At 58.4% G+C, this 24,514-nt stretch carries 21 protein-coding genes; 6 read left to right on the forward strand and 15 right to left on the reverse strand.

Features of this window, described 5'->3' with window-relative positions; all coding sequences use genetic code 11:
• Nucleotides 1–12 precede the first annotated feature (12 nt).
• The 3 genes from ACESY8_RS13275 to ACESY8_RS13285 are packed head-to-tail and all read right to left on the reverse strand — an operon-like array spanning nucleotide 13 to nucleotide 3,197.
• Nucleotides 13–1,182 carry a thiolase family protein gene (locus ACESY8_RS13275; RefSeq protein WP_204682061.1) on the reverse strand — a complete coding sequence of 390 codons (1,170 nt, stop codon included), beginning with the start codon at nucleotides 1,180–1,182 and terminating at the stop codon, nucleotides 13–15.
• Nucleotides 1,179–2,270: a butyrate kinase gene (gene buk, locus ACESY8_RS13280; RefSeq protein ID WP_054338878.1), complete on the reverse strand. Its 1,092-nt coding sequence runs from the start codon at nucleotides 2,268–2,270 to the stop codon at nucleotides 1,179–1,181. Before buk ends, ACESY8_RS13275 begins: the two co-directional genes overlap by 4 nt.
• Nucleotides 2,271–2,291: 21 nt before the next feature.
• Nucleotides 2,292–3,197, reverse strand: coding sequence for a bifunctional enoyl-CoA hydratase/phosphate acetyltransferase (locus tag ACESY8_RS13285; RefSeq protein WP_044941787.1), 906 nt, complete (start codon nucleotides 3,195–3,197; stop codon nucleotides 2,292–2,294).
• A gap of 238 nt (nucleotides 3,198–3,435) precedes the next feature.
• Between ACESY8_RS13285 and ACESY8_RS13290 the strand changes: the two genes are divergently transcribed.
• Nucleotides 3,436–4,980 (forward strand): sigma-54 interaction domain-containing protein, encoded by a 1,545-nt coding sequence (locus ACESY8_RS13290; RefSeq protein ID WP_158213979.1) that lies wholly within the window; start codon nucleotides 3,436–3,438, stop codon nucleotides 4,978–4,980.
• Between the two features lie 122 nt (nucleotides 4,981–5,102).
• On the opposite strand, the gene ACESY8_RS13295 is transcribed toward ACESY8_RS13290, so the two are convergent.
• The 12 genes from ACESY8_RS13295 to ACESY8_RS13350 all read right to left on the reverse strand — a co-directional run bounded on the left by ACESY8_RS13295 (nucleotide 5,103) and on the right by ACESY8_RS13350 (nucleotide 18,231).
• Entirely contained in the window at nucleotides 5,103–6,308 is a 1,206-nt protein-coding gene (locus tag ACESY8_RS13295; RefSeq protein ID WP_054338877.1) for an L-lactate MFS transporter, read from the reverse strand.
• An 81-nt stretch (nucleotides 6,309–6,389) separates the two neighbouring features.
• Nucleotides 6,390–6,965: a GDSL-type esterase/lipase family protein gene (locus ACESY8_RS13300; protein ID WP_054338876.1), complete on the reverse strand. Its 576-nt coding sequence runs from the start codon at nucleotides 6,963–6,965 to the stop codon at nucleotides 6,390–6,392.
• A gap of 18 nt (nucleotides 6,966–6,983) precedes the next feature.
• Nucleotides 6,984–8,369 (reverse strand): dihydrolipoyl dehydrogenase, encoded by a 1,386-nt coding sequence (gene lpdA / locus ACESY8_RS13305; protein ID WP_055179622.1) that lies wholly within the window; start codon nucleotides 8,367–8,369, stop codon nucleotides 6,984–6,986.
• Between the two features lie 48 nt (nucleotides 8,370–8,417).
• Entirely contained in the window at nucleotides 8,418–9,533 is a 1,116-nt protein-coding gene (locus tag ACESY8_RS13310) for a 4-hydroxybutyrate dehydrogenase (RefSeq protein ID WP_054338875.1), read from the reverse strand.
• Between the two features lie 16 nt (nucleotides 9,534–9,549).
• Complete coding sequence (locus tag ACESY8_RS13315; RefSeq protein WP_024723425.1) at nucleotides 9,550–10,323, reverse strand: SDR family NAD(P)-dependent oxidoreductase; 774 nt, start codon at nucleotides 10,321–10,323, stop codon at nucleotides 9,550–9,552.
• 128 nt (nucleotides 10,324–10,451) lie between these two features.
• Nucleotides 10,452–11,780, reverse strand: a complete 1,329-nt coding sequence (locus tag ACESY8_RS13320) for a dihydrolipoamide acetyltransferase family protein (protein WP_024723426.1) — start codon at nucleotides 11,778–11,780, stop codon at nucleotides 10,452–10,454.
• Between the two features lie 16 nt (nucleotides 11,781–11,796).
• Nucleotides 11,797–12,780 (reverse strand): alpha-ketoacid dehydrogenase subunit beta, encoded by a 984-nt coding sequence (locus ACESY8_RS13325; RefSeq protein WP_024723427.1) that lies wholly within the window; start codon nucleotides 12,778–12,780, stop codon nucleotides 11,797–11,799.
• 13 nt (nucleotides 12,781–12,793) lie between these two features.
• Nucleotides 12,794–13,702, reverse strand: a complete 909-nt coding sequence (locus ACESY8_RS13330; protein WP_044942317.1) for a thiamine pyrophosphate-dependent dehydrogenase E1 component subunit alpha — start codon at nucleotides 13,700–13,702, stop codon at nucleotides 12,794–12,796.
• Nucleotides 13,703–13,780: 78 nt separating this feature from the next.
• Nucleotides 13,781–14,125 carry a cupin domain-containing protein gene (locus ACESY8_RS13335; RefSeq protein ID WP_082382879.1) on the reverse strand — a complete coding sequence of 115 codons (345 nt, stop codon included), beginning with the start codon at nucleotides 14,123–14,125 and terminating at the stop codon, nucleotides 13,781–13,783.
• Between the two features lie 17 nt (nucleotides 14,126–14,142).
• Nucleotides 14,143–14,985 (reverse strand): beta-keto acid cleavage family enzyme, encoded by an 843-nt coding sequence (locus tag ACESY8_RS13340; RefSeq protein WP_054338873.1) that lies wholly within the window; start codon nucleotides 14,983–14,985, stop codon nucleotides 14,143–14,145.
• Between the two features lie 229 nt (nucleotides 14,986–15,214).
• Nucleotides 15,215–17,167, reverse strand: a complete 1,953-nt coding sequence (locus ACESY8_RS13345; protein ID WP_195384129.1) for an oxidoreductase — start codon at nucleotides 17,165–17,167, stop codon at nucleotides 15,215–15,217.
• Nucleotides 17,168–17,208: 41 nt separating this feature from the next.
• The gene (locus ACESY8_RS13350; protein ID WP_055179618.1) at nucleotides 17,209–18,231 is read right to left on the reverse strand and encodes a zinc-dependent alcohol dehydrogenase; all 1,023 of its coding nucleotides are present in this window, start codon (nucleotides 18,229–18,231) and stop codon (nucleotides 17,209–17,211) included.
• A 589-nt stretch (nucleotides 18,232–18,820) separates the two neighbouring features.
• Between ACESY8_RS13350 and ACESY8_RS13355 the strand changes: the two genes are divergently transcribed.
• From ACESY8_RS13355 to ACESY8_RS13375, 5 genes are all read left to right on the forward strand, one after another.
• A complete protein-coding gene (locus ACESY8_RS13355) occupies nucleotides 18,821–19,951 on the forward strand; it encodes a sugar ABC transporter substrate-binding protein (protein ID WP_498794775.1) in 1,131 nt (376 codons plus the stop codon).
• A 74-nt stretch (nucleotides 19,952–20,025) separates the two neighbouring features.
• Nucleotides 20,026–21,000, forward strand: a complete 975-nt coding sequence (locus tag ACESY8_RS13360) for an ABC transporter permease (RefSeq protein ID WP_498794776.1) — start codon at nucleotides 20,026–20,028, stop codon at nucleotides 20,998–21,000.
• The gene (locus ACESY8_RS13365; protein WP_347525980.1) at nucleotides 20,997–22,502 is read left to right on the forward strand and encodes a sugar ABC transporter ATP-binding protein; all 1,506 of its coding nucleotides are present in this window, start codon (nucleotides 20,997–20,999) and stop codon (nucleotides 22,500–22,502) included. Before ACESY8_RS13360 ends, ACESY8_RS13365 begins: the two co-directional genes overlap by 4 nt.
• Nucleotides 22,499–23,458, forward strand: coding sequence for an ABC transporter permease (locus ACESY8_RS13370; RefSeq protein ID WP_498794777.1), 960 nt, complete (start codon nucleotides 22,499–22,501; stop codon nucleotides 23,456–23,458). The genes ACESY8_RS13365 and ACESY8_RS13370 overlap by 4 nt, the downstream gene beginning before the upstream one ends.
• A 42-nt stretch (nucleotides 23,459–23,500) precedes the next feature.
• Nucleotides 23,501–24,469 carry an enoyl-CoA hydratase/isomerase family protein gene (locus ACESY8_RS13375; RefSeq protein ID WP_055179614.1) on the forward strand — a complete coding sequence of 323 codons (969 nt, stop codon included), beginning with the start codon at nucleotides 23,501–23,503 and terminating at the stop codon, nucleotides 24,467–24,469.
• Nucleotides 24,470–24,514 lie beyond the last annotated feature (45 nt).

The raw sequence follows: 24,514 nt of genomic DNA on the forward strand, positions 1-24,514 counted from the left end.
TCATCCTTTCCATCAGATCCGCTCAAATACCGCGGCGCCGCCTTGCCCCCCTGCCATGCAGAAGGCCACCAGTCCGTAGCGCGCCCGGCGCCGTTTCAGCTCATACAGTAGCTTTGCCGTCAGAATGGCGCCGGTACCTGCCAGCGGATGTCCCAGCGCCAGCGCGCCGCCGTTGACATTCACCTTGTCCATATCCAGTCCAAGCTCCCGGATGCAAGCGATGGATTGTGTGGCAAACGCCTCGTTCAGCTCGATGAGATCCATCTCCTCCAGGGTGAGTCCGGTCTTGCGCAGCACCTTCCGGATGGCCTCCACCGGGCCGATCCCCATGATGCTGGGCTCACAGCCGGTAACCGCAAACCCCCGGAACACCGCCAGGGGCTCCAGGCCCTTTTTCTCCGCCGTCTCCCGATCCATAAGCACCACTGCGCCGGCGCCGTCGCTCATCGGAGAGCTGTTGCCGGCGGTGCATACCCCATCAGGCTCAAAGGCGGTGGGCAGTCTGCCCAGAGTCTCCATGGTGCTCTCCGGCCGGACGCATTCATCCCTGTCCACCACGGTGGTCTTACCGCGCTTTCCGGGTACCGTCACCGGAATCATCTGCGCGTCAAACCGGCCTGCCGCCTGCGCGGCGGCCGCCTTTCGGTGGCTCTCCAGGGCGAAGGCATCGCACTCCTCCCGGGTGATGTGGTACTTTCTGCCCAGATTTTCGGCGGTAGTACCCATACTGACATTGAGCGCCCCAGGGGCAGTTCTGCGAACCAGCCACTGCGGAGGCGCCACCTGATAGGCCACCCGGGCCTTCTCCATCAGGTGGGGACGGTTGGAGTCACTTTCCGTTCCCCCTGCCACCACAATGTCGGCCTCCCCGGCTTCAATCATCAGCGCACCGATGGCAATGGCGTTGAGGCCGGAGGAGCACTGCCGGTCAATGGTGATGGCGGGCACCGTAAAGGGCAGGCCGGCCTGGAGTGTAACCACCCGCGCCAGGTTGGCGCTGTCGTTGTTGCCCAGGTTGCCGAAGATAACCTCCTCCACCTCTTCTCCCTGAAGCCCCGCCCGGCGAACCGCCTCGGCGATAACCAGCGCGCCCAGCTCGGGGGCGCCTACCGCTGCCAGGGCTCCCCGGCACCGCCCTACGGGGGTGCGCACCGCAGAGACAATTACCGCTTCCCGCTTCATGCTCCTTCCTCCTCGTGTTCCCGGTACACCCGGGCCTTCTCCTCGCCCTTGAGCACGCGGGTAATTCCTGCGGCCAGAGCCTCCATCTCAAATTCCCCGGGGATCACCGCCACCGGAGCAATGAAGCGCACCTTCCGGCGCAGCTTTTCCACCAGCAGCTCCGAATTGGCAATGCCTCCGGTGAGGACAACTCCGTCGATCTCTCCGTCCGCCGCCGCCGCCAGGCCGCCGATGCATTTGGCCGTCTGATAAATCATGGCCTCGTAGATGAGTGCGGCCTTCTTGTCGCCGGCCCTCACCTTCGCCTCCACCTCCCGCACGTCATTGGTTCCCAGGTATACGGTGAGGCCGCCTTTGCCCCGAACCATGGCGCTGAGCTCCTCAAAGGTGTACTCCCCGGAGCAGCATACCCTGGCCCATCCGATGCTGGGCAGTCCGCCGGCGCGCTCAGGCGAGAAGGTGCCCTCCTCATCGGTCATGATGTCGGCAATAACCCCCCTCTTGTGGAGGCCGATGCTAATGCCCCCGCCCAAATGAACCATGATAAGGTTCAGTTCCCCATACTTCCGGCCCAGCCGCTGTGCGTACATGCGGCCCACCGCCTTGGTGTTGAGGATATGGCCCATGCTCAGCCGCGGCACCAGGGGGCAGCCGGAAATCCGGGAAACCGGCTCCATCTCGTCAGCGGTATTGCCGTCATAGATGTAGGCCGGAATATGGAGCCGTTTGGCCATATCCAGTGCGATAATCGCAGCGGTGGTGGAGGCATGTTGTCCGATGGGCCGGTTTCGCAGCACATCGATCATCTCATCGTTGACCACATAGGCCCCCGTGTGAATGGGCGGCAGGGAGCCGCCCCGGGCCACAATCGCGGTCAGGCCGGACAGATCATAGTCAATCTCGGCCAAAAATTCCTCCACCGCCTTCTGGCGGAAGGGGGCCTGGTCGGCGGCTCTGGCGTACCGCGCCACCTCAGAGGCCGGGTGGGACAGGCTCTTTTTATACCGCTCTACGCCGTTCTCAAAAATCGAAATCTTGGTCGAGGTGGAACCTGGATTGATGATGAGCAGCTTGATCTCCTGTTCCATATGTAAGCTCTCCTTTCCGTGTCACAGCTTCTGGCTGGCAATCGCCCCCAGCAGAATGGACTGAAATTTATCCTCCTCGGTAGCAGAGCGGGAGCACAGAATCACCGGCGCTCTGGCCCCTACTACCACATTGGCGCTGCGCGCGCCCATGAAAAGCATCATCTTGCCCATCATGTTGCCCGACACCAGATCGGGGCAGATAAGCAGGTCGGCATCCCCCGCCACCGGGCTGTCGTAGCCCTTGATTTTGGCCGACTCAGGCTCAATGGACAAGTCAATGGAAATTGGGCCCTCCACGATACAGCCGGTAATCTCTCCCCGCTGATACATCTCCTTCAGTGCCTGGGCGTCTGTGCTCTCCTGAAGTTTGGGATTAAGGGTCTCCGCCGCCGCCAGCACGGCCACCTTGGGGCACTCCACCCCCATGCTGTGGAATACCTCCACGGCATTCTCCAGAATCTGCTTTTTCTGGGCCAGATCGGGCTTTGGGTTAAGAGCGGAATCGGTGAGGGCGAGCAGCTTGTGGTAGAAGGGGTTTTCCACAAAGGCCACCTGAGACATGAGCCGCCCGGTACGCATTCCATTTTCCCGGGCGATGAACGCCTTCATCATGGTGCGCGTCTCCAGTCCTCCCTTCATCAGGTAGTCCACTTCTCCCTCCAGTACCAGCCGGGTGGCCAGCGTCACGGCCTTCTCCGGTTCATCGGCCTGGTGAAAGCGCACACCCTCCGTGCTCAGTTGATGCTCCTCCATCAACGCCCGGATCTTCTTCTCATCACCGATCAGCACCGCCTGAATCAGGCCCTGCTGATGGGCCCGCATAGCGGCCAGAAGAGAATGCTCATTCTCCGCCATGACTACGGCCATCCGCTTCTTTCCAATTCCCGCACATATGGTTGCAAAATAATCCAATGAACGCAGCTGCATAGTCCCTACCGTTCCTTTCACCTGGTATTCATCAGGGCAGAGTGCAAGTGACGTGCCAAATCTCTGCGCCGTTGGAAGCCTTGATTTATTGTGCTCCCTCCCCAATTTCTCCCGCCGGCGCCTTGCAGATATGCATGATTTTGCAAAGTCGCAAGATTCCCCTGCGCACTTGAAAAATCAAATGGAACTTGCTATCATGAAACAGAACCGTCATGCGCGACAATTCGGAGGTAATATCATGCTGCACAGATCAATCATGCTCCATGCGGAAGACAGGATTCACGCATTGATCACCAGGCTGCGTGAATCCGCCGCTCCCCCCGAGCGGCAGGCTTTGTTGGATGAGCTGACCGAAATTGAAGCCTCTGTCCACGAGGTAGCCCACAGCGTGGTGGATTATCAGCACGTTATGGACGAGCTGGACGATAATATTCTGGTAGCCGACAAGGACGAGGTGGTTCTCTATGTGAATGACGCCTATATCCGCCACACGGGTATCGCCCCTGAGCAGATCCTTGGCAAGCGGATCACCGAACTGTTGGAGACCGGCACTTATTTTACCGATCCCACCGTCCCCGAGGTAATTCGGAGCAGGAAAAAGGTAATGAAGCTCTCCAGCATGTTCGGCCGGCCGGATAGTCTGGGATTCGTCACCGGCGTGCCCATCTTTGACGATGCAGGCGAGATCCAGTACGTGGTGGCCTGCAACCGGGGCGTATCCACCTTTAAGGAGCTGCGGGACAACTTTGTCCACTTTGTGGAGGCGGTCAACAATCTTCAGGGGGCCGCAGGCCATGTGCAAATGGTGCCGAACAGCAGCGGCATCGTCACCCCTCAGATGGTAGGGGAAAGCCCCGCTATCCAGCGGGTATATGATCTCATTGAGAATGTACGACAGACCACCGCCACCGTCCTCATCACCGGAGAGTCCGGCGTGGGCAAGGAACTGATTGCCGATGCCATCTACCGCACCAGTTCCCGGGCGGAAAAGCCCTTTATCAAAGTCAACTGTGCCTCCATTCCGGCCAGCCTGTTTGAGTCGGAACTCTTTGGCTATGAACGCGGTTCCTTCTCCGGGGCCAATGCTTCCGGCAAGCAGGGCCTCTTTGAGGCCGCCAACAACGGCACCCTGCTTCTGGACGAGATCGGCGAGATGCCCATGGACATGCAGGCCAAGCTCCTTCGGGCCATCCAGAACAACGAAATCACCCGGGTCGGGGGAATCCGCCCCATCAAGCTGGATATCCGTTATATCGCCTCCACCAACTGCGATCTGAAGAAAAAGGTGCGGGAGGGCACCTTCCGCAGCGATCTGTACTACCGCCTCCATGTGATCCCCATTCAGGTACCACCCCTGCGGGAGCGGGAAGGGGACGTTGCCCGGCTCAGCCAGCATTTTGTTTCGGAGTTCAATAAGCAATATCACAAAAATGTGGTGCTCTCCCCGGAGAACATCGAGTTATTGGAAAACTACTCCTGGCCGGGCAATATCCGGGAGCTGCGCAACGTCATGGAATATCTGGTCGTATGCTGCGCCCCCAACGGCCATGTGGACAACAGCTACATCTATGGCACCTTCGATCTGAGCAACCAGAATGCCTATGTGGAATATGACCCCGATCAGAGCCTCAACGACGCCATTACCGCCTATGAGAAAAAGTATCTGGAGAATGCTCTGCGGTACGCCCGCAATCTAAAGGAAGCCAGCCAGATTTTGAATATCGACCCCTCCACCGTGTCCCGCAAATTGCGCCAGCACGGACTTACGCTACAGGGAAAATAAAACGTCCTGCCGCAGTGCTTCAACTCTGCGGCAGGACGTTTTTCTCGGCACAGCCGGACAACCGTGCGCGTCCATACAACGGCACTGGTATCCTCGCAGCCGATGTGGCTGCGAGGGGCCATTTAAGAGCGGGCGGCCAGCCGCCGGTGGAGAAAGGTGAGTGCAAAACCGGCCAGGGCCACCACCGCCGCAATGAGGAACGCGCTGCGGTAGGAGCCGGTTCCGCTCATCACCCAAGAGGCCACCTGTGGGCCGAGCATGCCGGACAGCGCAAACCCGAAGAAGAGAATACCATAGTTTACCGTGTTGTTTCTCTGTCCGAACTCATCGGCCGTAAAGCCGGGGAAAATCCCCATCAGGGCCCCAAAGCAGGCCCCCACCAGGGCGATGGACACCGCAAATACCGCCATTGAGTCCTGTCCAAAGAAAAACAGGGCGCACAGCGCGGCAACCGAGATTGGGAATACCAGGGAGAGCGTGCCGATGCGCCCCAGCTTGTCGGAGAGAATACCCGCCGAAGCGCGGCCTCCGGCATTGAACAGGGAAAGCACCGAAACCATCAGGGCCGCAGCCGCGGGGGAAAAGCCGGCCTCCACCTGAGCCATGTCGGAGGCAGAGGAGATTACCATCATGCCGCTGAGTCCGCCGCACAGGAGCATGGCGCACATACCATAAAATTTTTTCTGACAAAGCATCTCCCGCCAGCCCATGTCCCGGCCGCCTCCAGGGAGCATTTGTCCCGCCTCCTCCGGCCCCTGCTCCACAAATGCAGACGCCAGCAGCAGCACCACTGCAAAGCAGACGGCAATAATTTGGAATGCGGCACTGACCCCCCAGTTCCGAATCATGACGTTGGCCACTGGCGGCACCAGCACGGAGCTCAGGCCGTATACGCCGGTGGTCAGCCCTCCGGCCAGCCCCCGCTTGTCAGGGAACAGCTTGACAGAATTATTCACCGTACAGCCGTACACCGTCCCCACGCCAAACCCCACCAGCAGTCCAAAGCCCACGACCAGGCCGCCCAGAGTGGTTGCCCTGCTGCACAACAGCAGCCCCGCCACAAACAGCACGCTTCCCATCTGGATCAGCCGGCGCACCTCAATGCGGCGGTTAAGCCAGCCTCCGGCGATCATGCAGAAGGGGCCGGGGATGTTATACACCGTAAAGACGATGCCCAGGTCGCTGGCGCTGTAGGCAGCTCCGCCGAGAGCGGTAAGCCGCTCGGCCAGCGGCCCGGCAAATACGCTCCACGAATAAGCTGATCCAATGCACAGATTGATCAGGCAGCTCATCAGCAGGGTCAGTCCACGACTTCGTTTCAAGTTCATTGTATCCTCCATGTAATAACAAAACGCCCATATTTCCCGCCCCGTCAGGTGGGAAATACGGGCGCCTGTTGATTGGCCGCCTCACCGCTCCATGATTTTGCGCAGAGCCAGAGCCGCCGCTTCCGCAATGGCTCGGTTGCCCTCCTCATTCATGTGCAGGCCGTCCAAAAAGTAGTCGCTCAGAGGCCGTCCCTCCCGGGCGGCCACCCGGATCAGCTTCTGGTGGAGATCCAGCAGCGGGTAGCCAAATACCCCGCACATCCGGCGGATCCAGTCCTGGTAAACCGCAGCCTGCTCACCGACCTGCTCCAGATCGGCCAGACCGTTCCACTTCACCCGAATGGGCGGGCAGGGCAGGGGCGGTGTTCCGAACACAGGAATGGCGCCCCGTCCTGCCGTAATATGGCCCATGGCCCCCAGATTGCTTCGGGCGGCGGCGTCACTGCCGCTGAGCAGGATATCATTGAATCCCCCCATCAGCAGTACCATTCCCGGTTTCACCCGATCCATCTGGTATTCCAGTCTGGCCAGCATTCCGCCAGTCGTATTGCCGCTGACGGCACAGTTCATCAGCTCCATCCCGAGCATCTGTCCGCACAGGGCCGTCCACCGCCGGGCAGCGGATACCCCGTAGCCGAAGGTGAAGCTGTCACCCATACATAAGATTTTCATCGCCTACAGGGAATTGATGGCCTTACCGTTCCAAGCGGCCATAAACGCCTCTCCCAGAGCCTCGTTGACGGTGGGATGGGGATGGATTGAACCTATGAGCTCCTCGGCGGTGGCCTCGGCGGTCATGGCAGCGGAGACCTCCCCGATCATATCGGTAACGTGCTGGCCATACAGATGAACCCCCAGAATCTCTCCGGTATCGCCGGCCACTATGACCTTAAACAGGCCGTCGGTATCCCCTTCCACCAGGCTTTTCCCGTTCGCCATCATGCTGAAGCGTCCAATTTTCAGGTTGTCGCCATAGTTCTCCCGGGCCTGGGGCTCCGTGAGGCCGATGCAGGCAATCTCGGGTTCCAGATAGATACAGGATGGGATGCGGTCATAATGCATCTCCTCATGGCGGCCGCAGATATTTGCCACTGCCACCATGCCCTCGTGAGAGGCTGTGTGGGCCAGCATGGCCTTGCCGTTGACATCGCCGATGGCGTAGATATTGGGCACGTTGGTACGCAGGCAGAGGTCGGTCTTGATGGCATTCCGGTCAAATTCCAAGCCAATGCCTTGTGCGTTCAGTCCCTCGGTATTGGGGGTGCGGCCCACCGCCATAAGCACCGCGCCGGCCTCGAGCTGTTCCTGGGCACCGTTGTACTCATAGTACACCCGGTTGTTTTCCACTCTGCTGACCTTGGCCCCCAGGCGGAAGGTTACCCCTCCCTTCTCCAGACGTTTCTGCGCCAGGGCGGAGACCTCCGGATCCACCATGGGCAGGATATGATCCATCAGCTCCAGCACGGTGACCTTGCTGCCCAACCGACTCAGCAGGAAAGCAAACTCCACTCCGATAACCCCTCCGCCGATGACGGCAACGGAGTCGGGCACTTCATCCAGCTCCAGCGCCTCCGTGCTGGTGAGCAGTCGGTTCTCCCCCTCCACGGCGATAAAGGGGGGCATAAATACGCTGGAGCCGGTGGCGACGATGATATACTCAGCGGACACCTGTTTATCTCCCACTGTCAGAGTATGCGTGTCCGCAAAGCTGGCCGTTCCCTCCAGAATGTCCACCTTGTTTCCGCGGAGCAGGCCTCTGACGCCGCCCACCAGGGTAGAAACCACCTTCTGCCTGCGCTTCTGCAGCTTTGCCATATCCACCTTCAGTGCGGAGAGATCCACGCCTTCCACGGCGAAGTCGGCGGCATGCTTTACGGTATCCAGCACATTGGCCGTTTTGATCAGAGTCTTGGTGGGGATGCAGCCCACGTTCAGGCAGGTGCCTCCAAGATAGGTGGACTCGATGATGCAGGTCTTTTTCCCCATCTGCGCCGCTTTGATGGCAGTCTCATACCCTCCCGGGCCGGCGCCGATAACTGCGATGTCATATTGATAGTCCATAGTTTGATCCTTCTCTCATCCCGGTATCGGTGTACGGGCCCGGCACGCTCAGTAGAGCTCCCTATAGATTTTCCGTACCCGCTCCTCGTCCAGGGGGACGAAATTGTTTGCCATCAGGCGGCCCTGGCTGGTGATCACGCTGTGGGCAAACTCATCGATATCTTCCCGGGTCATGCCGTACGCGTGCAGAGGCTTCTTGGGCAGAATCTGATTCAGCAGTTCTTCCAGCCTGTCGTAGACCACGGGCACCCCGCAGCCCAGCAAATCAGCCAGATAGCGGTTCAGCACCGCAATCTCCCCATCCTGCCTGAGTTCCATGTAGTTTTTCAGCACCCCGGTAAACATCGCATAGTTGCTCTCGCCATGTGGCACGTGATATTTGCCGCCCAACGGATAACTGGTGGCGTGAACCGCGGCGCAGCCGGCGGTTCCGAAGGCCAGTCCGGCATAGTTGGAGGCAAGCAGAAAGTCCTCCAGCAGGCCGATTCGGCTCTCCTGCCCATCCATGGCAATCCGCTGATAGCCCCGGATGAGCATCTCAATGGCTTTGTACCCGAACAGCTTGGTGTAAGGGGTGGCTTTGGGGGACAGGGAAGACTCCACGGCATGCACCAGGGCATCAATGGAGCTGGTGGCAAACACTCCAAAGGGCAGGCCCTCCAGCAATTCGGGAATGAGCACCGCCTGATCGGCATACATGGCAGGACTCACCAGTCCCAGCTTGGTTCCCATGCGGGTACGGGCCATAATCGAAATGTTGGTCACCTCGCTGCCCGTACCGCAGGTAGTCGGCACAATAACCAGCTCGCGCTTCTTTTCCAGGTCAGGGGCCTTGTCATACAGGGCATCCACTCCCTCACTGCCGGCGACCGCCAACACCTTGGCGATATCAATCACGGTTCCGCCGCCGATGGCCACAATCCGCTTGCAGTCGGTTTTGGCCGCGGCGGCCAAAATGGCGTCCACCATCACGTCGCTAGGCTCCCCGGCACCGTACTGTTCTTGAAAGAGGATCTGGCAGCCCAGTCCCATCTGCCCAAAATAGGGCTGGTAAATGTACTGATTGGTCAGGATCAGATCCTGGGAGCTGAGTTTGAAGTCCTCCACGAATTCCCGGCAGGTTGCAAACTGATGCAGCGTCGGTTTGAATAAAATGGAGACCATATCCGCTTCCCCTCCGTCAGCCGATCGCGGTGAGGCCGCCGTCGGGATAGAGGATCTGTCCCGTGACAAAGGCGCCGGCCTCGGAGGCCAGGAACACCGCAGGGCCCATGCAGTCTTCCACCTTGCCGATTCTCTCCAGAGGCTTACCGTTACCCAGATTCAGGGTTTCCGGGTGCTCCTTGATGACCTCCGCCATCATGGGCGTAACCGTGAGGGTGGGGCCGATGGCGTTGACGGTGACCTCGGGGCCCAGCTCGGCGGCCAGGGTGCGGGTCAGCATATCCACGGCGCCCTTGGAGGTACAGTAGCCCATGTTGCCGCCGCCGCCGCTGAAGGCCCGGACGCCCCGGACGGAGGAGAGGTTGATGATGCGGCCGTAGCCGTTTTCCTTCATGACCTTACCGAAGTGCTTACAGGCCATGGCGACGCCGATTACGTTGACGTTCATCATATCGGCCATTACATCCATGGGGAAGTCGAACAGGCTGAACTTCTTGTTATAGCCCTGGGCGTTGACCAGAATATCCGCCTTCTTGTGATTGCTTACCACGGTGTTGACCAGGGCAATGATGCTGTCCTCATTGGTGGCATCCACCGTGTAGATGGCCACATCCTTCCCCACTTTTTCCTTGATCTCACTTTTCGCCCGCACAAGGGATTCCATCTTGCGGCTGGCAATCACGACTTCAGCGCCGTAGAACGCCATCGCCTCAGCAATTCCCTGGCCGATACCGCCGGCACCGCCAATCACGACTGCTACCTTACCATCCAAACGAAACAGGTCTTTCATAATTAATAACCTCCTAACATTGTTGTGGCGAGCGTTTTAAATATGGAGCCGCCGCAAAGGCGGCTGACGCTTATTGGGATTTTCTGATCACCGACGGAGTTTCTCCACCCGCCCCATGGCGGCAGGACTTACATCAGAATCTGTACCGGGTTTTCCAGAAGCTGCTTCATGTACTCCACAAACTGGGAGGCCAGAAGGCCGTCGATGAGCCGGTGATCCACAGAGAGCTGAATATTCATCATGGGCCGGATGGCGATGGTATCCTCCCCGTTTTCGTCGGTAATCACCACCGGCGTTTTGCGCACCGAGCTGACAGAGAGGATGGCGGCTTCCGGCGCGTTAATAATGGCCGTAAAGTTTCCGATGCCGAACATGCCCAGATTGGAGATGGAGAAGGTGCCGTTGCTGTACTCCTCAGGCTTCAGGCGCCCCTCCTTGGCCCGCGCCACCAGATCCTTGGATTCGGCGGCCACATCGGTGAGGCTCTTATTCTGTACATTCTTTACCACAGGTACCACAAGGCCGTTGTCTCCGGCCACGGCGGTACCTATATTGATGGACTTGTAGGTGACGATCTGATCCTCTTTCAGCGTCACGTTGATTCCGGGGAACTTCTTCAGCGCCTTGCAGGCCGCCATGATCAGCAAATCGGAAACGGCGATGCGCACCTCGCTGTTCTCATTGAGCTGCTTGCGGAAGGCGGTAAGATTGGTGGTGTCCACCGCGTCGGTGAAGTAGAGGTGCGGCGCGGTAAACTTGGAATGGGCCAGCTTGTCGCCGATGATCTTGCGCACCCCCTTGTAGGGAACCACGGAGGCGATCTGCAGTTCATCGGAGCCGGAAGAAGCTGCCGCTGCGGCGGCCCGCTCCACGTCCTTCTTCATAATCTTCTCTCCGGCGCCGGTACCCTGTACGGTACTCAGATCGACGCCGGTTTTCTCGGCCAGCTTGCGGGCCAGGGGGCTGGCTTTGATATCCCGCTCGGTAATCCCCCCCTGGAATCCGGTTCCCTGAATGGAGGACACATCGGCAGCGGCGATGCCATTGTCCTTCATGTACTTTTTGGCCCGGGGGGTGAGCTTCAGCTCTCCCATCTCTGCGGGGGCGGCGGCCTTCTCGGCAGGCTCATCATCCTCATCGTCATCAAAGTCGGCCTCCACCTGGGCGTCCGCCACCACGGCGGTCACATGGCTGGCCAGGATGGCGTCGGCGTCCTCGCCGGGCTCGCCCACCACGGCCACCGGAGTAAGCACCGGCACGGTATTGCCGGGTTCCAGGGCGATCTTCAGCAGAGTACCGGCGCAGCTTGCTTCCACGGTGATCACCGACTTGTCGGTGTGCACGTCAAAGAAGGGGTCGCCGATGGCGACAGGATCCCCCACCTGCTTGTGCCACTCCGCGATAGTGCCCTCATCCTGGGTGTAGCCCAGCTTGGGCATGACCACTACTTTTGCCATTTTGCCTCCCCCCTTCTTACAGCAGCTTCTCTACAGCCGCCAGGATGGTGTTTTCATTGGGCACCACGAGTTTTTCCAGGGCGGGGCTGAAGGGGATGGACACGTCAGGCGCACACAGGCGCTGGATGGGCGCATCCAGATCGTAGAACACCTCATCCTGAATCGCGGCACAGATCTCGGCGGCCACGCCGAAGCTGGTGTAGCCCTCGTCCACAATGAGCAGACGCCCGGTCTTCTTTACCGATTTAATGATTGTCTCTTTGTCCAGCGGAACCAAAGTACGCAGGTCAACGACCTCTACGCTGACCCCCTTCTTCTTTTCCAGGTGCTTGGCCACCTTGACACACTGTCCCACCTGGAAGGAGTTGGCCACCACGGTGACATCGCTGCCCTCATGCACCACAACGGATTTGCCGATGGGAAGCAGGAGATTTTCATCCCCGTCGTCGGGCATATCAAACTCCACGCTGTAGTGCTTGCGGTGCTCCACCACAATCACGGGATTATTGTCCCGGATGGCGGATTTCAGCAGGCCCTTGGCGGTATAGGCATCGGACGGGATGACGATCTTGGAGCCGGGGAAGTGGGCGATGACCGCGTTCAGATTCTGGGAGTGCTGGGCGGCGGCGGCCCGGCCGGCGCCGATGGTGGTTCGGATGACCATCGGGACATTTTTCTGTCCGCCGGACATGTAGCACACCTTGGCCATCTGATTGACAATCTGATCCATAGCCACCAGCATAAAGTCCGAGAACATAATCTCCACGATGGGCCTCATGCCCGTAAGGGCCATGCCGATGCCCATGCCAACAATGCCGGACTCGCTGATGGGGGAATCCTTCATCCGCAGATCACCGTACTTCTCATACAGTCCCTTGGAGCAGCGCCAAGTGCCGTCACCCACGCCGATGTCCTCGCCGATCATCATCACCATGGGATCCCGGGCCATTTCCTCGTCCAGGGCCTCCCGCACGGCGTCACGATAATAAATCTTTCTCATCTTTTCTTCCCTCTCAGTCGCAGAAGATATCGTCCATCAGCTCGGACGCCTCAGGATAGGGGCTTTCAGCGGCAAACTTGCAGGCCGCCTGAACCTCCTGTTCCACCTTATCCTCGATCTCCTTGCGCTCCTTCTCTGTAAGGTAGCCCTTATCCCGGAACAGGATCAGAGGATCCCTGGCTTTCCAGGCCTCCACCTCCTCCGGCGGACGGTAGGTACCGGGATCGCTGCCGTTGTGGCCGTGGTGGCGATAGGTCTTGCACTCCACAATCGAGGGCCCCTTACCCTCCCGGGCGTGCTTGACGGCCTTCTGCATCGTCTTGTAGACCGTTTCTACATCGTTGCCGTCGATGGTATAGCCGGGGATGCCATAGCCGATTGCCCGCTTGGCCAAGTCGTGCTCTTTGGTGACCCGGCGGCTGTCCACCGTGATGCCGTAAAGGTTGTTCTCAATGACGTACACCACCGGCAGATCCCACGCGGCAGCCATATTGATGGACTCATGGAAGGTGCCCTCGTTGGCGGCGCCGTCACCGAAGAAGCACAGGGTTACCTGGTCGGTACCGCGGTACTTGGCCGAATAACCGGCGCCGGTGGCCATTGGAATCCCGCCGCCCACAATGCCGTTGGCGCCCAGAATGCCCAAATCCATGGCCATGATGTGCATGGAACCGCCCTTGCCCTTGGAATAACCCGTTTCCTTTCCCAGGATCTCTGCCATCATGCGGCCCATGTCGGCCCCCCGGGCCACCAGATGGCCGTGCCCACGGTGGGTAGAGGCGATGTAGTCCCGCGCCTCAATGGCGGCGCAGGCGCCGGCGGCCACAGCCTCCTCGCCGATATACAGGTGGGCCAGGCCGGCCATCTGTCCGGTCTTATAAAACTCAAATACCTCCTGCTCGAACCGCCGGATCTTATACATGTCCGAGTAGAATCGCTTGGCAAGCTCTTTGTTCACAGAATTCCCTTCTTCCTAAGTGTCATGCCGGAATCATCCGGCTCAGCCCCGGCCAGGCATACCGGCAATCACCAGCATGGAGGCGGGGAGGTTGGTCTCATTGCGGATCTCTTTTCCATCTCCCACATTGAAGTGGATGGAATCGTATTTTTTAAGTACGATGGTCTCGTCCTTTGTGCGCACCGTCATCTCACCCTCCAGGATGAAATAGATCAGCTCCACCCCGGTCTCCACGTACTCCGTCCCGCCGCCGGGCAGGAAGTGGGACAGGCCCAGGGTATAGTCCACCGTATTGCCGGTTTCCTTGTTGTGCAGCCGGAGGGCCCGCATATCAAAATGGCCGGTAACCGGATACTCAAAGGCGTCTGCCAATCGAACAACTTTCATGTGATCTTCTCCTTCTGTTATTTCAACGGCTTCAGGCCCAGGATTTCTCTGGCCTGAGCGGGGGTAGCGGGCTGCTTTCCGAAGGTGCGCACCGCTTGAACGGCCCGTTCCACCAGTTGGACATTGGTGGCGGGCACTCCCTTGCTGAGGTATACATTGTCCTCGAGCCCTACCCGGATATGTCCGCCCAGGGCCAGGGCCGCATACAGGATGGGCAGGTGGCTCTTCCCCACGCCAAAGGCCGACCAGGTGGCGTTCTCCGGCAGATGGCGCACCAGATATACCAGATTTTCCACCGTGGCAGGCATACCGCCCAGTACGCCCAGGCAAAGCTGATAGTGGCAGGGGGTAGACAGGTGGCCCTGTTTTGCAAAGTAATCGGCGATCCCCAGCATACCGGCATCGAAGATCTCAACCTCCGGCTTGATGCCGCGCTCTAGATACAGGTCGCCCAGCTTCTCGAGAAACTGCGGGCTATTCATAAATACCCCGCCGGGCATCCAGTTGAAGGTACCGGCGTCATAGGAGCCCATCTCGATGCCCTCCAGCTCCCGGTGATGGGCCATCCGCTCTTCATCCGTGGCGGGATGCTCGGCAGAAGCGCCGGAGGAGGTGCAGTTGATAATGACATCACAGTCCTGGTGGTTGCGGATAAGCCGGATGGTCTCCCGGAATTTCTCCTTGTCCATGGCACCCAGGCCGTCGTCGGCCCGCATGTGCAGATGAACCATGGCTGCGCCCGCTTTCCAGCAGGCGTAGGCATCCGCGGCAATTTCTTCCGGCGTAATGGGGATGTGCGCATTCTTGGCCTTTGGGGTGACTGCGCCAGTGAGGGCAGCTGTGATAATAACCTGATCCATAATTTACGCTCCTTATTATTTGTGGTTCCGAGGACGCTTCTTGTCTCTGGCCCGAATCGCTTCATATAGACTGCAAACCGCGCGCCAAGTAGTGCACTTACGGTTTTTGTGCAGGAAACGCATGGAATCCGGCATAATAATCCCGCTTTTGCGCTCAGATCAGGCCATTAGCCTCGCACTTCCTCCCCACACGCATTGCACATCCGCAATTTTTTGCCGATTTGCACACTTACAGGCTCTTGGCCAGGTAGTACGCATCGGATATCGCCTGTGTCACCTGAGCGGGCCTGACGCAGTCTCCGATAACGTATTGCTCATCCACCACGTTCCACAGCTCTTCCATTACACCGGTACACGCTCTCATTCCCACGGCGCACAGCACCGCGTCAGCGGGCAGCAGGTGCTCCTGCCCCTCCCGGTCAGTGTAAATCAGTCCCTCATCCGTCACGGCTCTGCCGGTTCCTCCGGTGACGGCGGTGACATACTTGTTCAGCTCCTGTCCCAGCGCCATGCCGTGGAACATATTCACATCGGCTGCCAGCGTATCCCGCATCTCTACGATGGTGACCTGTTTCCCCTTCATGCCCAGGTGAATACCGGTTTCGCAACCCACTAAACCGCCTCCCAGAATCACCACCCGTTCTCCCAGAGCGTCCGGGTTCGCCTCGGCCTGGGCCACCGACACCACCTTATCCGACGCAATCCCCGGAATGGCGGGAATCACCGGCTGGGCGCCGGCGGCAATGATAAGGACATCCGGCCGAACCTTCTCTGCCAGCGCCCTGTCCACCCTTTGATTCAGGGTAACCTTCACGCCGCTGCTTTCCACCCTTCGGATAAGGCACTGGGTAAAGCGATACAGATCCTGCTTGAAGGGTACGGCTTCGGCGAATTTCAGCGCACCCCCAAGCGCATCCGTCTTCTCGTACAGTAGCACCTCATGTCCGCGCCGGGCCGCCGTGATTGCCGCTTCCATGCCGGCGGGGCCGCCGCCCACCACCAGAACCTTTTTCTTTCTCAGGGGCGGGGCCACATAATATTTTTCCTCCAGCTCGGCTCCAATCACCGGATTCACCGAACAGCGGTTTGTACCATTGATTACACTCTCCCCCAGACAAACAAAGCAACGCAGGCAGGGGGTGATGTCCTCCTTCTGGCCCGTGTAGGCCTTTTTCGGGAGGAAGGGATCCGCCAGCAGCGCCCGTCCCAGCTCCACGATATCGGCCTGACCGGAGGCGATGATCTCCTCACACTGCTCCGGGTCGCCCAGGGCACCCACGCAGGATACCGGCTTGGACACCACCTGTTTGATGGCCGCCGCCAGATATACGTTGCAGCCGTGATCCAGGAACGCCGATGGATGGGTTCGTACAAAGAGTTCCTGCCGCTCATGGCTGCCACAGGAGATATTGAACAGATCCACCCTGCTCTCCACCATCCGGGCCAACTCCTTGTAGTCTTCCAGGTGCAGCCCCCCTTCCGTAAAGTCATCACCGTTCATGCGGATTTGTATGGGGAACCCGGGGCCTACCGCCTGGCGCACCCGATCCAGGGCCATCAGGAGGAACCGCGCCCGGTTCTCCAGGCTGCCGCCGAACTCATCCTTCCGGTGGTTTTCCAACGGTGAGAGGAACTGGTTAAAGAGCCAGCCGTGGCCGGCATGCACCATTACCATGCCAAACCCCGCCCGCTTGGCGACATCGGCTGCGGCGCCATAGGCATCCAGGATCTCATAGATCAGCTTCTGGGGCATCTCCAGGACCTCTTCCCCGGAAGGCAATACATCGTGGCTGGGGCCATAAGCGGGGCGGCGCTCTTTTTTATGACCGCCGATGCTGGCCAGGCCGGCGTACTTACCGCCGTGGGACAGCTCAATGTTGGCTACCGCCCCATAACGTGTGATGGCCCGGGCAGTGTTGGTCAGAGAGGGAAGCACATGCGGGTCATCCAGACAGATCTGCCGGTCGTGGGACTGGCCGGTGGCCGCATGGACAATGCTCTCCCCCAAGGTAACCACACCGCATCCGCCCTTGGCTTTCAGCTCATAGTAGGCCATATTCTCGGTCGTGAGATGGCCCCGGGCGGTATAGCTCATGAGGCCGGTGGGGGCGGAGAAGATGCGGTTTTTGATCAGCTGCCCCCCGATCTTAATTGGGGTAAACAGATGGGGATAGGGTGTCATAAATATCCTCCTTTTGTTTATCGCGGCTGCCCGCACGGCTGTCAGGGAACCAGGAAAATCTTGATCCCCTTTTTGTCCCGGAACTGGGCAAACCCCTCCTTCCAGTCGGCCAGCGGCAGCCGGGTGCTCACCAGAGGCTCCAGCATCAGGCTGTTACCCTCCAGCAGCTTCAGGAGGATCTCCCAGGAGGATCTCGCCTGGGCAAAGCCGGCGGTGACCTTCAGCTCCTTGCGCACCACCATATCCATGTCCATGGGTACCGGCTTGCCATAGAGGCCCACCTGGATAAAGGCCCCCTGTTTGCGCACCAGGCTGATCCCCTGGCTCAGGGCCGGGCCGGCGCCGGAGCATTCAATCCACACATCGGGGCCGTAGGCTGTCTCCCGGGCCAGGAGCGCCGCCAGATCATCGGCGTTGTCGCACACCCACTCCGCTCCCAGGCTCTTGGCCAGTTCCAGCCGTTCCCGGTCGGCCTTGGTGCCGCTCAGAATCACCCGCGCACCCCGGAGCCTGGCCAGCTGGACGCACAGCAAACCGATAATGCCCGGCCCGGACACCACCGCCACATCTCCGGCGTGGATCTCCGACTTCTCCAGCACCGCCCGGATACAGCAGGCAATGGGCTCGCTGAGCGCCAGGATGTCGCTGCCCTTATACTGTTCAGGTACTTTCATCGCCGAGTCTGCCGGAATTACCATATATTCCGCCATGGCGCCATCCACATTGACACCGATAGAGGCCTTCTGTGTGCAGTGAACCGGATCGCCCTTGCGGCAATAGTGACACGTTCCGCAGGAATAGGCAATGGACACCGAGATCACCTGATCCCCCACCTGGAAATCGGTGACCCCGCTGCCCACCTGCTCCACTACGCCGGTATATTCGTGGCCCAGGGTAACAGGCACACTATGACTGTACTCCTCGGCCAGAATGTGCAGATCCGTACCGCAGATACCGGCAGCCATTACCTTCACCAGCAGGTCGTTCGGGCCCGGAATGGGCTTTTCCACCTCGCACAGCTGTACTGACTCGGCTCCTTTACCCAACTTTCTCAATGCTTTCATTTCCAGTCTTCCTTTCTTATATCCAACCATGGTACTGTATGACATGGGATGGAGCGGTCCCGCTCCCGCGGTTTTTGCTGCTCTCTTGTTAAGCAAATCCCATGCCAAGCAAAAAATAAACTGATATGTTTCCTTTTCCTCCTGCAATCCCGGCAATTCCAGTCAGTTTAGCCTCTCAAACCAGCCTGAAAGCTGCGATGCCCGACGCTTGCATGGCTGCAAATTTTTGCGGGAATGCAAGCCGAAAAGCTCCGCGTTTCGCACTGTCCCCCTCCTGGAGCGCAGCTGCTCTCTCCTTGCATTTGTGCAAAGTCTTGCGGCGTTGCAAACACTCCGGCCCTCTACTGCTCTTTATCACTGTCCATTTCGCACAGGATCTTCATTAAATTTTTTCTTAGAAGTTGGCGGGTTTTCCCTACCTCTTCTCCCCTGCTCTCTCAATTTGGTATGCTTCTTGCAAATATCCATGACCGCAAGCACACAGCGGTCGGTATTCCGAATGTGCCGGGTTTCCCACCTGCCACTTATTCCATCAAGTGTCCATCAACCGGCAGCAAGCAGCCGTCAAAAAAGGAAAAGGAGAATGAACATGAATCACTGGAAAAGCGCTTTGTCTCTCGCCTTGGTTCCTGCCTTCGCCCTGACATTGCTCAGCGGCTGTCAGCAGACCGCCGCCCCACCTGCAGAGTCCTCCTCTACCAGTAAAGGGGGCCATGTCATTGCCGCCAACACATGGGGCGTAGGCGCCTATCCTTTGGACATCATTTTTGAGGCTCTGACTCCCCTGGAGACCTCTGCCGGAGATTTGTCCATCGACTTGGCCAACAACGAGTTTAAGGTGGATAAGGTCGTCACCGATCTTCAGAACCAACTCACCTCGGGCGCAGATGGCGTGCTCTTTTTGGGCATGAGCCAAACGATCTTCCCAACTGTCGCCCAACTATGTCAGAACTTTGAAGTTCCTTTCGTGTTCCATGCCAATATCCCCGCCGATGCCGATTGGCCTGCCATACAGGAGAATGCGTATTATACCGGTGCTGTGATATCCCAGGAATATGCCGCCGGTGCAGCCATGGGCGAACTGGGTTTGGCTGACGGCAACCAGACGGCTATCATTTCCGCCGCTGCGCTGGGCGACTACGTCCATGACCAACGTATCGCCGGATTTACCGATACTTTTGAGGCTGGAGGCGGTGAGGTTGTTTACGTGGCCCACTCTGCTGACCCCTCTGAAGGCGTCCAAAAGGCTAATGACTTTATGACCGCCTATCCCGATGCAGACATGATCTACTGCACTGGCGGAGACTATCTGTCCGCCACCATCAGCGCCATGTCCTCCCGCCCTGAAGCTGACTACAAGCTTTATGGCAGCGACATGAGTCCCGAAACTGCCCAGAGTATTCTGAACGGCGATGTAACCGCCCTAAACGGCGGACAGTGGATCGCCGGCTCTCTGGCTGCCGCCCTACTGATCAATCGTCTGGACGGACATGCCATCCTCGATGAAAACGGCCAAGCCCCTCTGTTTGACAATATGAACCTGGTAATGCTGACCAAGGATAACGCCCAGGGCTTCATCAATTTAATGGCGGAAGGCGGTCTTCTGACGGAAGCCGATTTTGATACGCTGCTCTATCGGAATAATCCGAATGTGGACTACCAGAGCTTCTACGATTTTGTGGGCAATGTTGACGAACTGATTTCCGAGCGGATCAGCTGAGATAACCAGCATTAACACTGTGACTTCCGGACGACATGGACGTATCATCCGGAGGCCAAATGGAGGGACTGTCTATGAATAATACCTTAACCCGAGCCCGGAACGAGAGCCGGATCAAGCCGCTGCCCATCATCATCGTTATCGCGGCCCTTGCGCTTCTTGTGGTACTGAACGTGGTGGTGGACGGGAAGTTTCTGACCTTCCAGAACTTCACGATTATACTTTCCGCAGCCACCGTCCCGGCCTTTGTCGCCTGGGGCTTCAGCTATCTGTTTGCCTGCGGCATCACCGACCTGTCGGCGGGCGCCATCATTGTTCTGGCTGCCACAGCCTCCGCCATTGTGGGCAATGCGCTCGGCTATGTCCCCATGTTCATTGCCGCTGTACTGGTCGGCGTGCTCTGCCTGGCCGTCAATATGACGCTCTTCCAGGTCACAAAGATTCCTCCCTGGATTGCAGGCCTTGGCATGACCATGGTCTACGAGACCATCGCCGGCTATTACTCACAGGTACGGGTATCTCAGGGCCTGCGGGTAGAGGGACTGGCCGATGAGATGCGGGTGCTCGGCCGCAGCCCAGCCATCTATATCATGCTTGTAATCGGCTTTATCATCGCTTACGTGACCTATAACAAGATCTCCATCGGTCTCAATGCCCGGGCGGTGGGCGGCAATGCGGATGTAGCTCAGATGATGGGCATCAATACCCGGCGCGCGCTTATGCTGGGCGGACTGATGGCCGGCTTCTTCTTCGGCTTTGCAGGCGTCATGAAGGAGAGCTACGCCGGTTATGTGGTGGCTCAGACCGGTTTGAGCAGCCTGAGCACCGTATTTCAGCCGCTGGCCGCCGTCCTGCTGGCCCAGGCGCTTCAAAAGCATATCAACATTGCCATCGGTATTCCGATCAGTACATTTCTTATCGCTATGATCTTCAACATTCTCACTCTTATGGGCGTTCCATCGGGAACCTTCCAGGAGTTCCTCCTGGGTGTGATCGTCGTCGTTTTCGGCATCACAGCTCAGCGCAATGTGAAGGGGGTCGTAAAATGAGTGATTCCAATCTGATCCTGGAGGTCAAGGGCCTGAACAAGTGGTTTGGGGCCACCTACGCCAACAAGAACATCGACTTTCAGCTTCGGCCGGGCGAAGTACGCGGTCTGGCCGGAGAAAATGGCTCCGGCAAGTCCACCCTGCTCACCCAGATTGCCGGCATTCAGCCCAGCGACTCCGGCGAAATGTTTCTAAACGGAACGCCCTATAAGCCCCGCTCTCCATTGGATGCCACCTCCAGCGGCGTAGCCATTGTCGTGCAGGAGCTGGGGCTCGTCCCCAACCTTCCCGCCGGAATCAACGTCTTCCTCGGCAATACCAAGCGCTTTTCCCGCTTCGGAATTATCAACAACAGGAAGGTTTATGAGGCTGCCAATCAGGCCCTGAGCCAGTGGGGACTTCCCCCCATTCCCTTCCAGCGGCTGTCCGGCGATATGAACGTGGAATCGCGCAAAATGGTGGAACTGGCCCGCGCCCTGGCCTCCGATCCCCAGATCCTCATTTTGGATGAATTGACTCAGTCCCTCTCCCACGACAACCGCACCGTTCTCTATGAACTCATCCGGAAGTTTAAGGAGATGGGCCGTTCCATTATTCTGATCTCCCATGATCTGGAGGAGATGCTGAAGATCACCGACAGCGTCTCTATCCTAAGAGACGGCGAACTGCTTGCCACCGAACGCAGCCAGGACATCCCCCTGGAGGATCTGAAGATCCGTATGGTGGGCCGGAAAATCGAAGGCGACTATTACCGGAGCGACACCACTCCCCAGTTCGAAGACCAAGTGGCCCTGTCGCTGCAGGATGTCTGCACCGACCATCTCAAGCACGTATCCTTCGATCTGCACAAGGGTGAGATTTTTGGACTCTGTGGTCTGAGCGACTCCGGCATCCGTGAGGTCGGTCAGGCGGCATACGGCCTGCTCCCGGTGGACAGCGGCGAGGTAGCCCTCCCCACTCACAACGTTTCCATCGGCAACCCTTACCAGGCCCTTCAAAATAGGGTGGCCTATGTGCCCAAGGATCGCGACGGCGAGGCGCTGATGATGGGCGCCTCCATTCAAAACAATTTCTGTCTGCCCTCGGTCGAGACCCTGAAAGGGCGCTTTGGTTTCCTCAGCCCCAAAAAACTGTATCAGGCATCCTCCGAGGCACGGGAGCAATTTTCCGTCAAATCCACCGGTGTGGATCAGCTGATGAGAGCCCTCAGCGGCGGCAACAAGCAGAAGGTCAATCTGGGCCGCTGGCTCATCAAGGATCTGGACGTTCTCATTGTGGACTGCCCCACCCGCGGCGTGGACATCGGCGTCAAGGCGTACATCTACCAGTGCCTGCGGGAGGCCAAGGAAAAAGGAATGGCAATCCTGCTGATCACCGATGAACTTTCGGAAGTCCTTGGCATGGCCGACACCATCGCCGTCATGAAAGACGGCGAAATCTGCAAGCTCCTCCCACGCAGCGCAGAGCTGTCTGAAGAGACCATTATTGAGGTGATGACATGAAAAAGAAATTCAGCATCAATTCGCTTATTCCCATTCTGTCCTTCCTCATCCTGTTCTGCGTATTCCTCATCGCCACCCGCGGTACCCTGGTCACTCCCCAGAATATTTCCAACATTGTAAGCCAAGCTTTCCCCGTTATCATCGGCGGTACCGGCGTACTCTTTGTCACCGCCATGGGCAGCACGGATCTGTCCGTCGGCGCCAACGCCGCCCTCTCTGCCACTTTGGGCGCCATGGCTGCCTCCCACCTTGGCACCTGGGCCATTTTCCCCGTGGCCATCGGCACCGGTATGCTGGTGGGCGCGCTCAACGGCCTGTGGAACTCCCGGTGCAAGATGCCCTCCTTTATGATGACTTTGGCTATGCTCATCGGCCTGCGGGGCCTGCTGAACTATTTCCTGGCCTCCAACCTGATTTACGCCCCCACCGTACTCATCTCGTTCAACACCTTCCCCGTCAAGCTGGCCATCGTGGCGGTGCTGGTCGTCATCTTCTATTATGTATTTGAGTACACCAAGATCGGTTACTACTGCAGGGCTATCGGTGAGAACGAGCGCACCGTGATTGCCACCGGCATCAATGTCAAACGCATCCGTATGACCGCCTTTATCATCTCAGGCTTCATGGCTGCGCTTTTCGGCATCATGCAGATTGTCAACGTAGGCGGTTCTACCAACTCCCTCTGCCAGTTTATGGAGATGCGCATCCAGATGGCTATTTTCCTCGGAGGTGTCAGCGTAACCGGCGGCTTCAGCGCCCGGATTTATAAGCTGCTCATCGGCTCCTTTACCATTGTCATGATTGAAAACGGTCTGACGCTCTGCGGAGTGGACTCCACTCTGTCCAGTGCTATCCAGGGCATCCTGCTGATGCTTGTGCTCTTTGCAACCATCTATTTTGAGCGCCGTTCCGTTGCCAGCAAGATTCACCACGCCGTAAACGCCGCAAATGCGTAAAGCTTTGAACACAAACAAAAAACGAACAGGAGGAAACAAACAATGAAAGACATTATGGCTGATTACGTCAAGCTCCCCGAACTGGAAGAATACAGGGAGTGGTTCAAGGATCACTTTGATCTGTACCGGGAGGACGGCATTCTTCAGGTCACCATGAAGACCAATGACCACCCCATGTGCTGGAGCGGCGCCAATCATCGCGCCATGAGTCAGCTCAGCCGCATTATCTCCCTGGATCGCAAGAACGAAATTCTGATTTGGACTCACAAGGGCGACAACTGGATGATGGACAAGGATCCTCACGGCTGGAGCACCTACGCCAAAGAGCGCTTTGACCATCAGTACATCGACGACACCAACCTGATCAAAAACATGATCTTCGACATCGACATCCCCACCATCGGCGCCATTCCCGGTCCCGGTTTCCACTGGGATTCCGCCCTGCTGTGCGATATCACCCTGGCCTCCGAGGACGCCAAGTTCGATGACGACCACCTGTTCTTCGGCCTGGTGGCCGGTGACGGCATGTTTATGCTGATGCAGCACTTCCTGGGTACGAAGCGCGCCAACTATCTGATGTATACCTGCCGCCAGTGGACTGCCCAGCAGGCCCTGGACTGGGGCTGGGTCAACGAGCTGGTGCCCAAGGGCAAGGTTATTGACCGCGCCTGGGAGATTGCCAGAATGCTGAAGACTCTCCCCCGTGAGACCCGCACCATCCAGTCCCAGCTGTGCAAGCGGCCTCTGGAGCGCCTGCTGGTCAACGATCTGAAGCTCCACACGGTCAGCGAGCAGTACTCCACCATGACCCGCATCGCTGCCAGAGACTATGGTGAGAAGCAGACCGACGAAAAGGACATGTCTATGGCTCATCACTATCGCTATGCCACCAATGAGCATGATGAGCTGCTCCAGTCCCCCATCCGGAGCTGGGATGAGATTCGGGAAGACATGGTGGCCTGGGGTGAGCGCACCGGCTATCAGGATCCCGACAAGGTCTACGGGGAATAATCGCCTCTTCCGGCAGCAATGGAAACGGGGGGGGGGGGGGGGGGG

Origin of the sequence: Clostridium sp. ATCC BAA-442 (assembly GCF_964239415.1) — a bacterium.
Taxonomy (GTDB): domain Bacteria; phylum Bacillota; class Clostridia; order Oscillospirales; family Oscillospiraceae; genus Flavonifractor; species Flavonifractor plautii.

What these genes read in the sequence shown, in the direction of transcription:
- ACESY8_RS13355 (WP_498794775.1), top strand. Translation starts at nt 18,821, where the DNA reads ATGAATCACTGGAAAAGCGCTTTGTCTCTCGCCTTGGTTCCTGCCTTC.
- ACESY8_RS13340 (WP_054338873.1), bottom strand. Translation starts at nt 14,985, where the DNA reads ATGGATCAGGTTATTATCACAGCTGCCCTCACTGGCGCAGTCACCCCA.
- ACESY8_RS13315 (WP_024723425.1), bottom strand. Translation starts at nt 10,323, where the DNA reads ATGAAAGACCTGTTTCGTTTGGATGGTAAGGTAGCAGTCGTGATTGGC.
- ACESY8_RS13275 (WP_204682061.1), bottom strand. Translation starts at nt 1,182, where the DNA reads ATGAAGCGGGAAGCGGTAATTGTCTCTGCGGTGCGCACCCCCGTAGGG.
- ACESY8_RS13330 (WP_044942317.1), bottom strand. Translation starts at nt 13,702, where the DNA reads ATGTATAAGATCCGGCGGTTCGAGCAGGAGGTATTTGAGTTTTATAAG.
- ACESY8_RS13365 (WP_347525980.1), top strand. Translation starts at nt 20,997, where the DNA reads ATGAGTGATTCCAATCTGATCCTGGAGGTCAAGGGCCTGAACAAGTGG.
- lpdA (WP_055179622.1), bottom strand. Translation starts at nt 8,369, where the DNA reads ATGGACTATCAATATGACATCGCAGTTATCGGCGCCGGCCCGGGAGGG.
- ACESY8_RS13290 (WP_158213979.1), top strand. Translation starts at nt 3,436, where the DNA reads ATGCTGCACAGATCAATCATGCTCCATGCGGAAGACAGGATTCACGCA.
- ACESY8_RS13360 (WP_498794776.1), top strand. Translation starts at nt 20,026, where the DNA reads ATGAATAATACCTTAACCCGAGCCCGGAACGAGAGCCGGATCAAGCCG.
- ACESY8_RS13335 (WP_082382879.1), bottom strand. Translation starts at nt 14,125, where the DNA reads ATGAAAGTTGTTCGATTGGCAGACGCCTTTGAGTATCCGGTTACCGGC.
- ACESY8_RS13295 (WP_054338877.1), bottom strand. Translation starts at nt 6,308, where the DNA reads ATGAACTTGAAACGAAGTCGTGGACTGACCCTGCTGATGAGCTGCCTG.
- ACESY8_RS13370 (WP_498794777.1), top strand. Translation starts at nt 22,499, where the DNA reads ATGAAAAAGAAATTCAGCATCAATTCGCTTATTCCCATTCTGTCCTTC.
- ACESY8_RS13285 (WP_044941787.1), bottom strand. Translation starts at nt 3,197, where the DNA reads ATGCAGCTGCGTTCATTGGATTATTTTGCAACCATATGTGCGGGAATT.
- ACESY8_RS13320 (WP_024723426.1), bottom strand. Translation starts at nt 11,780, where the DNA reads ATGGCAAAAGTAGTGGTCATGCCCAAGCTGGGCTACACCCAGGATGAG.
- ACESY8_RS13310 (WP_054338875.1), bottom strand. Translation starts at nt 9,533, where the DNA reads ATGGTCTCCATTTTATTCAAACCGACGCTGCATCAGTTTGCAACCTGC.
- ACESY8_RS13325 (WP_024723427.1), bottom strand. Translation starts at nt 12,780, where the DNA reads ATGAGAAAGATTTATTATCGTGACGCCGTGCGGGAGGCCCTGGACGAG.
- ACESY8_RS13300 (WP_054338876.1), bottom strand. Translation starts at nt 6,965, where the DNA reads ATGGGTGACAGCTTCACCTTCGGCTACGGGGTATCCGCTGCCCGGCGG.
- buk (WP_054338878.1), bottom strand. Translation starts at nt 2,270, where the DNA reads ATGGAACAGGAGATCAAGCTGCTCATCATCAATCCAGGTTCCACCTCG.
- ACESY8_RS13350 (WP_055179618.1), bottom strand. Translation starts at nt 18,231, where the DNA reads ATGAAAGCATTGAGAAAGTTGGGTAAAGGAGCCGAGTCAGTACAGCTG.
- ACESY8_RS13345 (WP_195384129.1), bottom strand. Translation starts at nt 17,167, where the DNA reads ATGACACCCTATCCCCATCTGTTTACCCCAATTAAGATCGGGGGGCAG.
- ACESY8_RS13375 (WP_055179614.1), top strand. Translation starts at nt 23,501, where the DNA reads ATGAAAGACATTATGGCTGATTACGTCAAGCTCCCCGAACTGGAAGAA.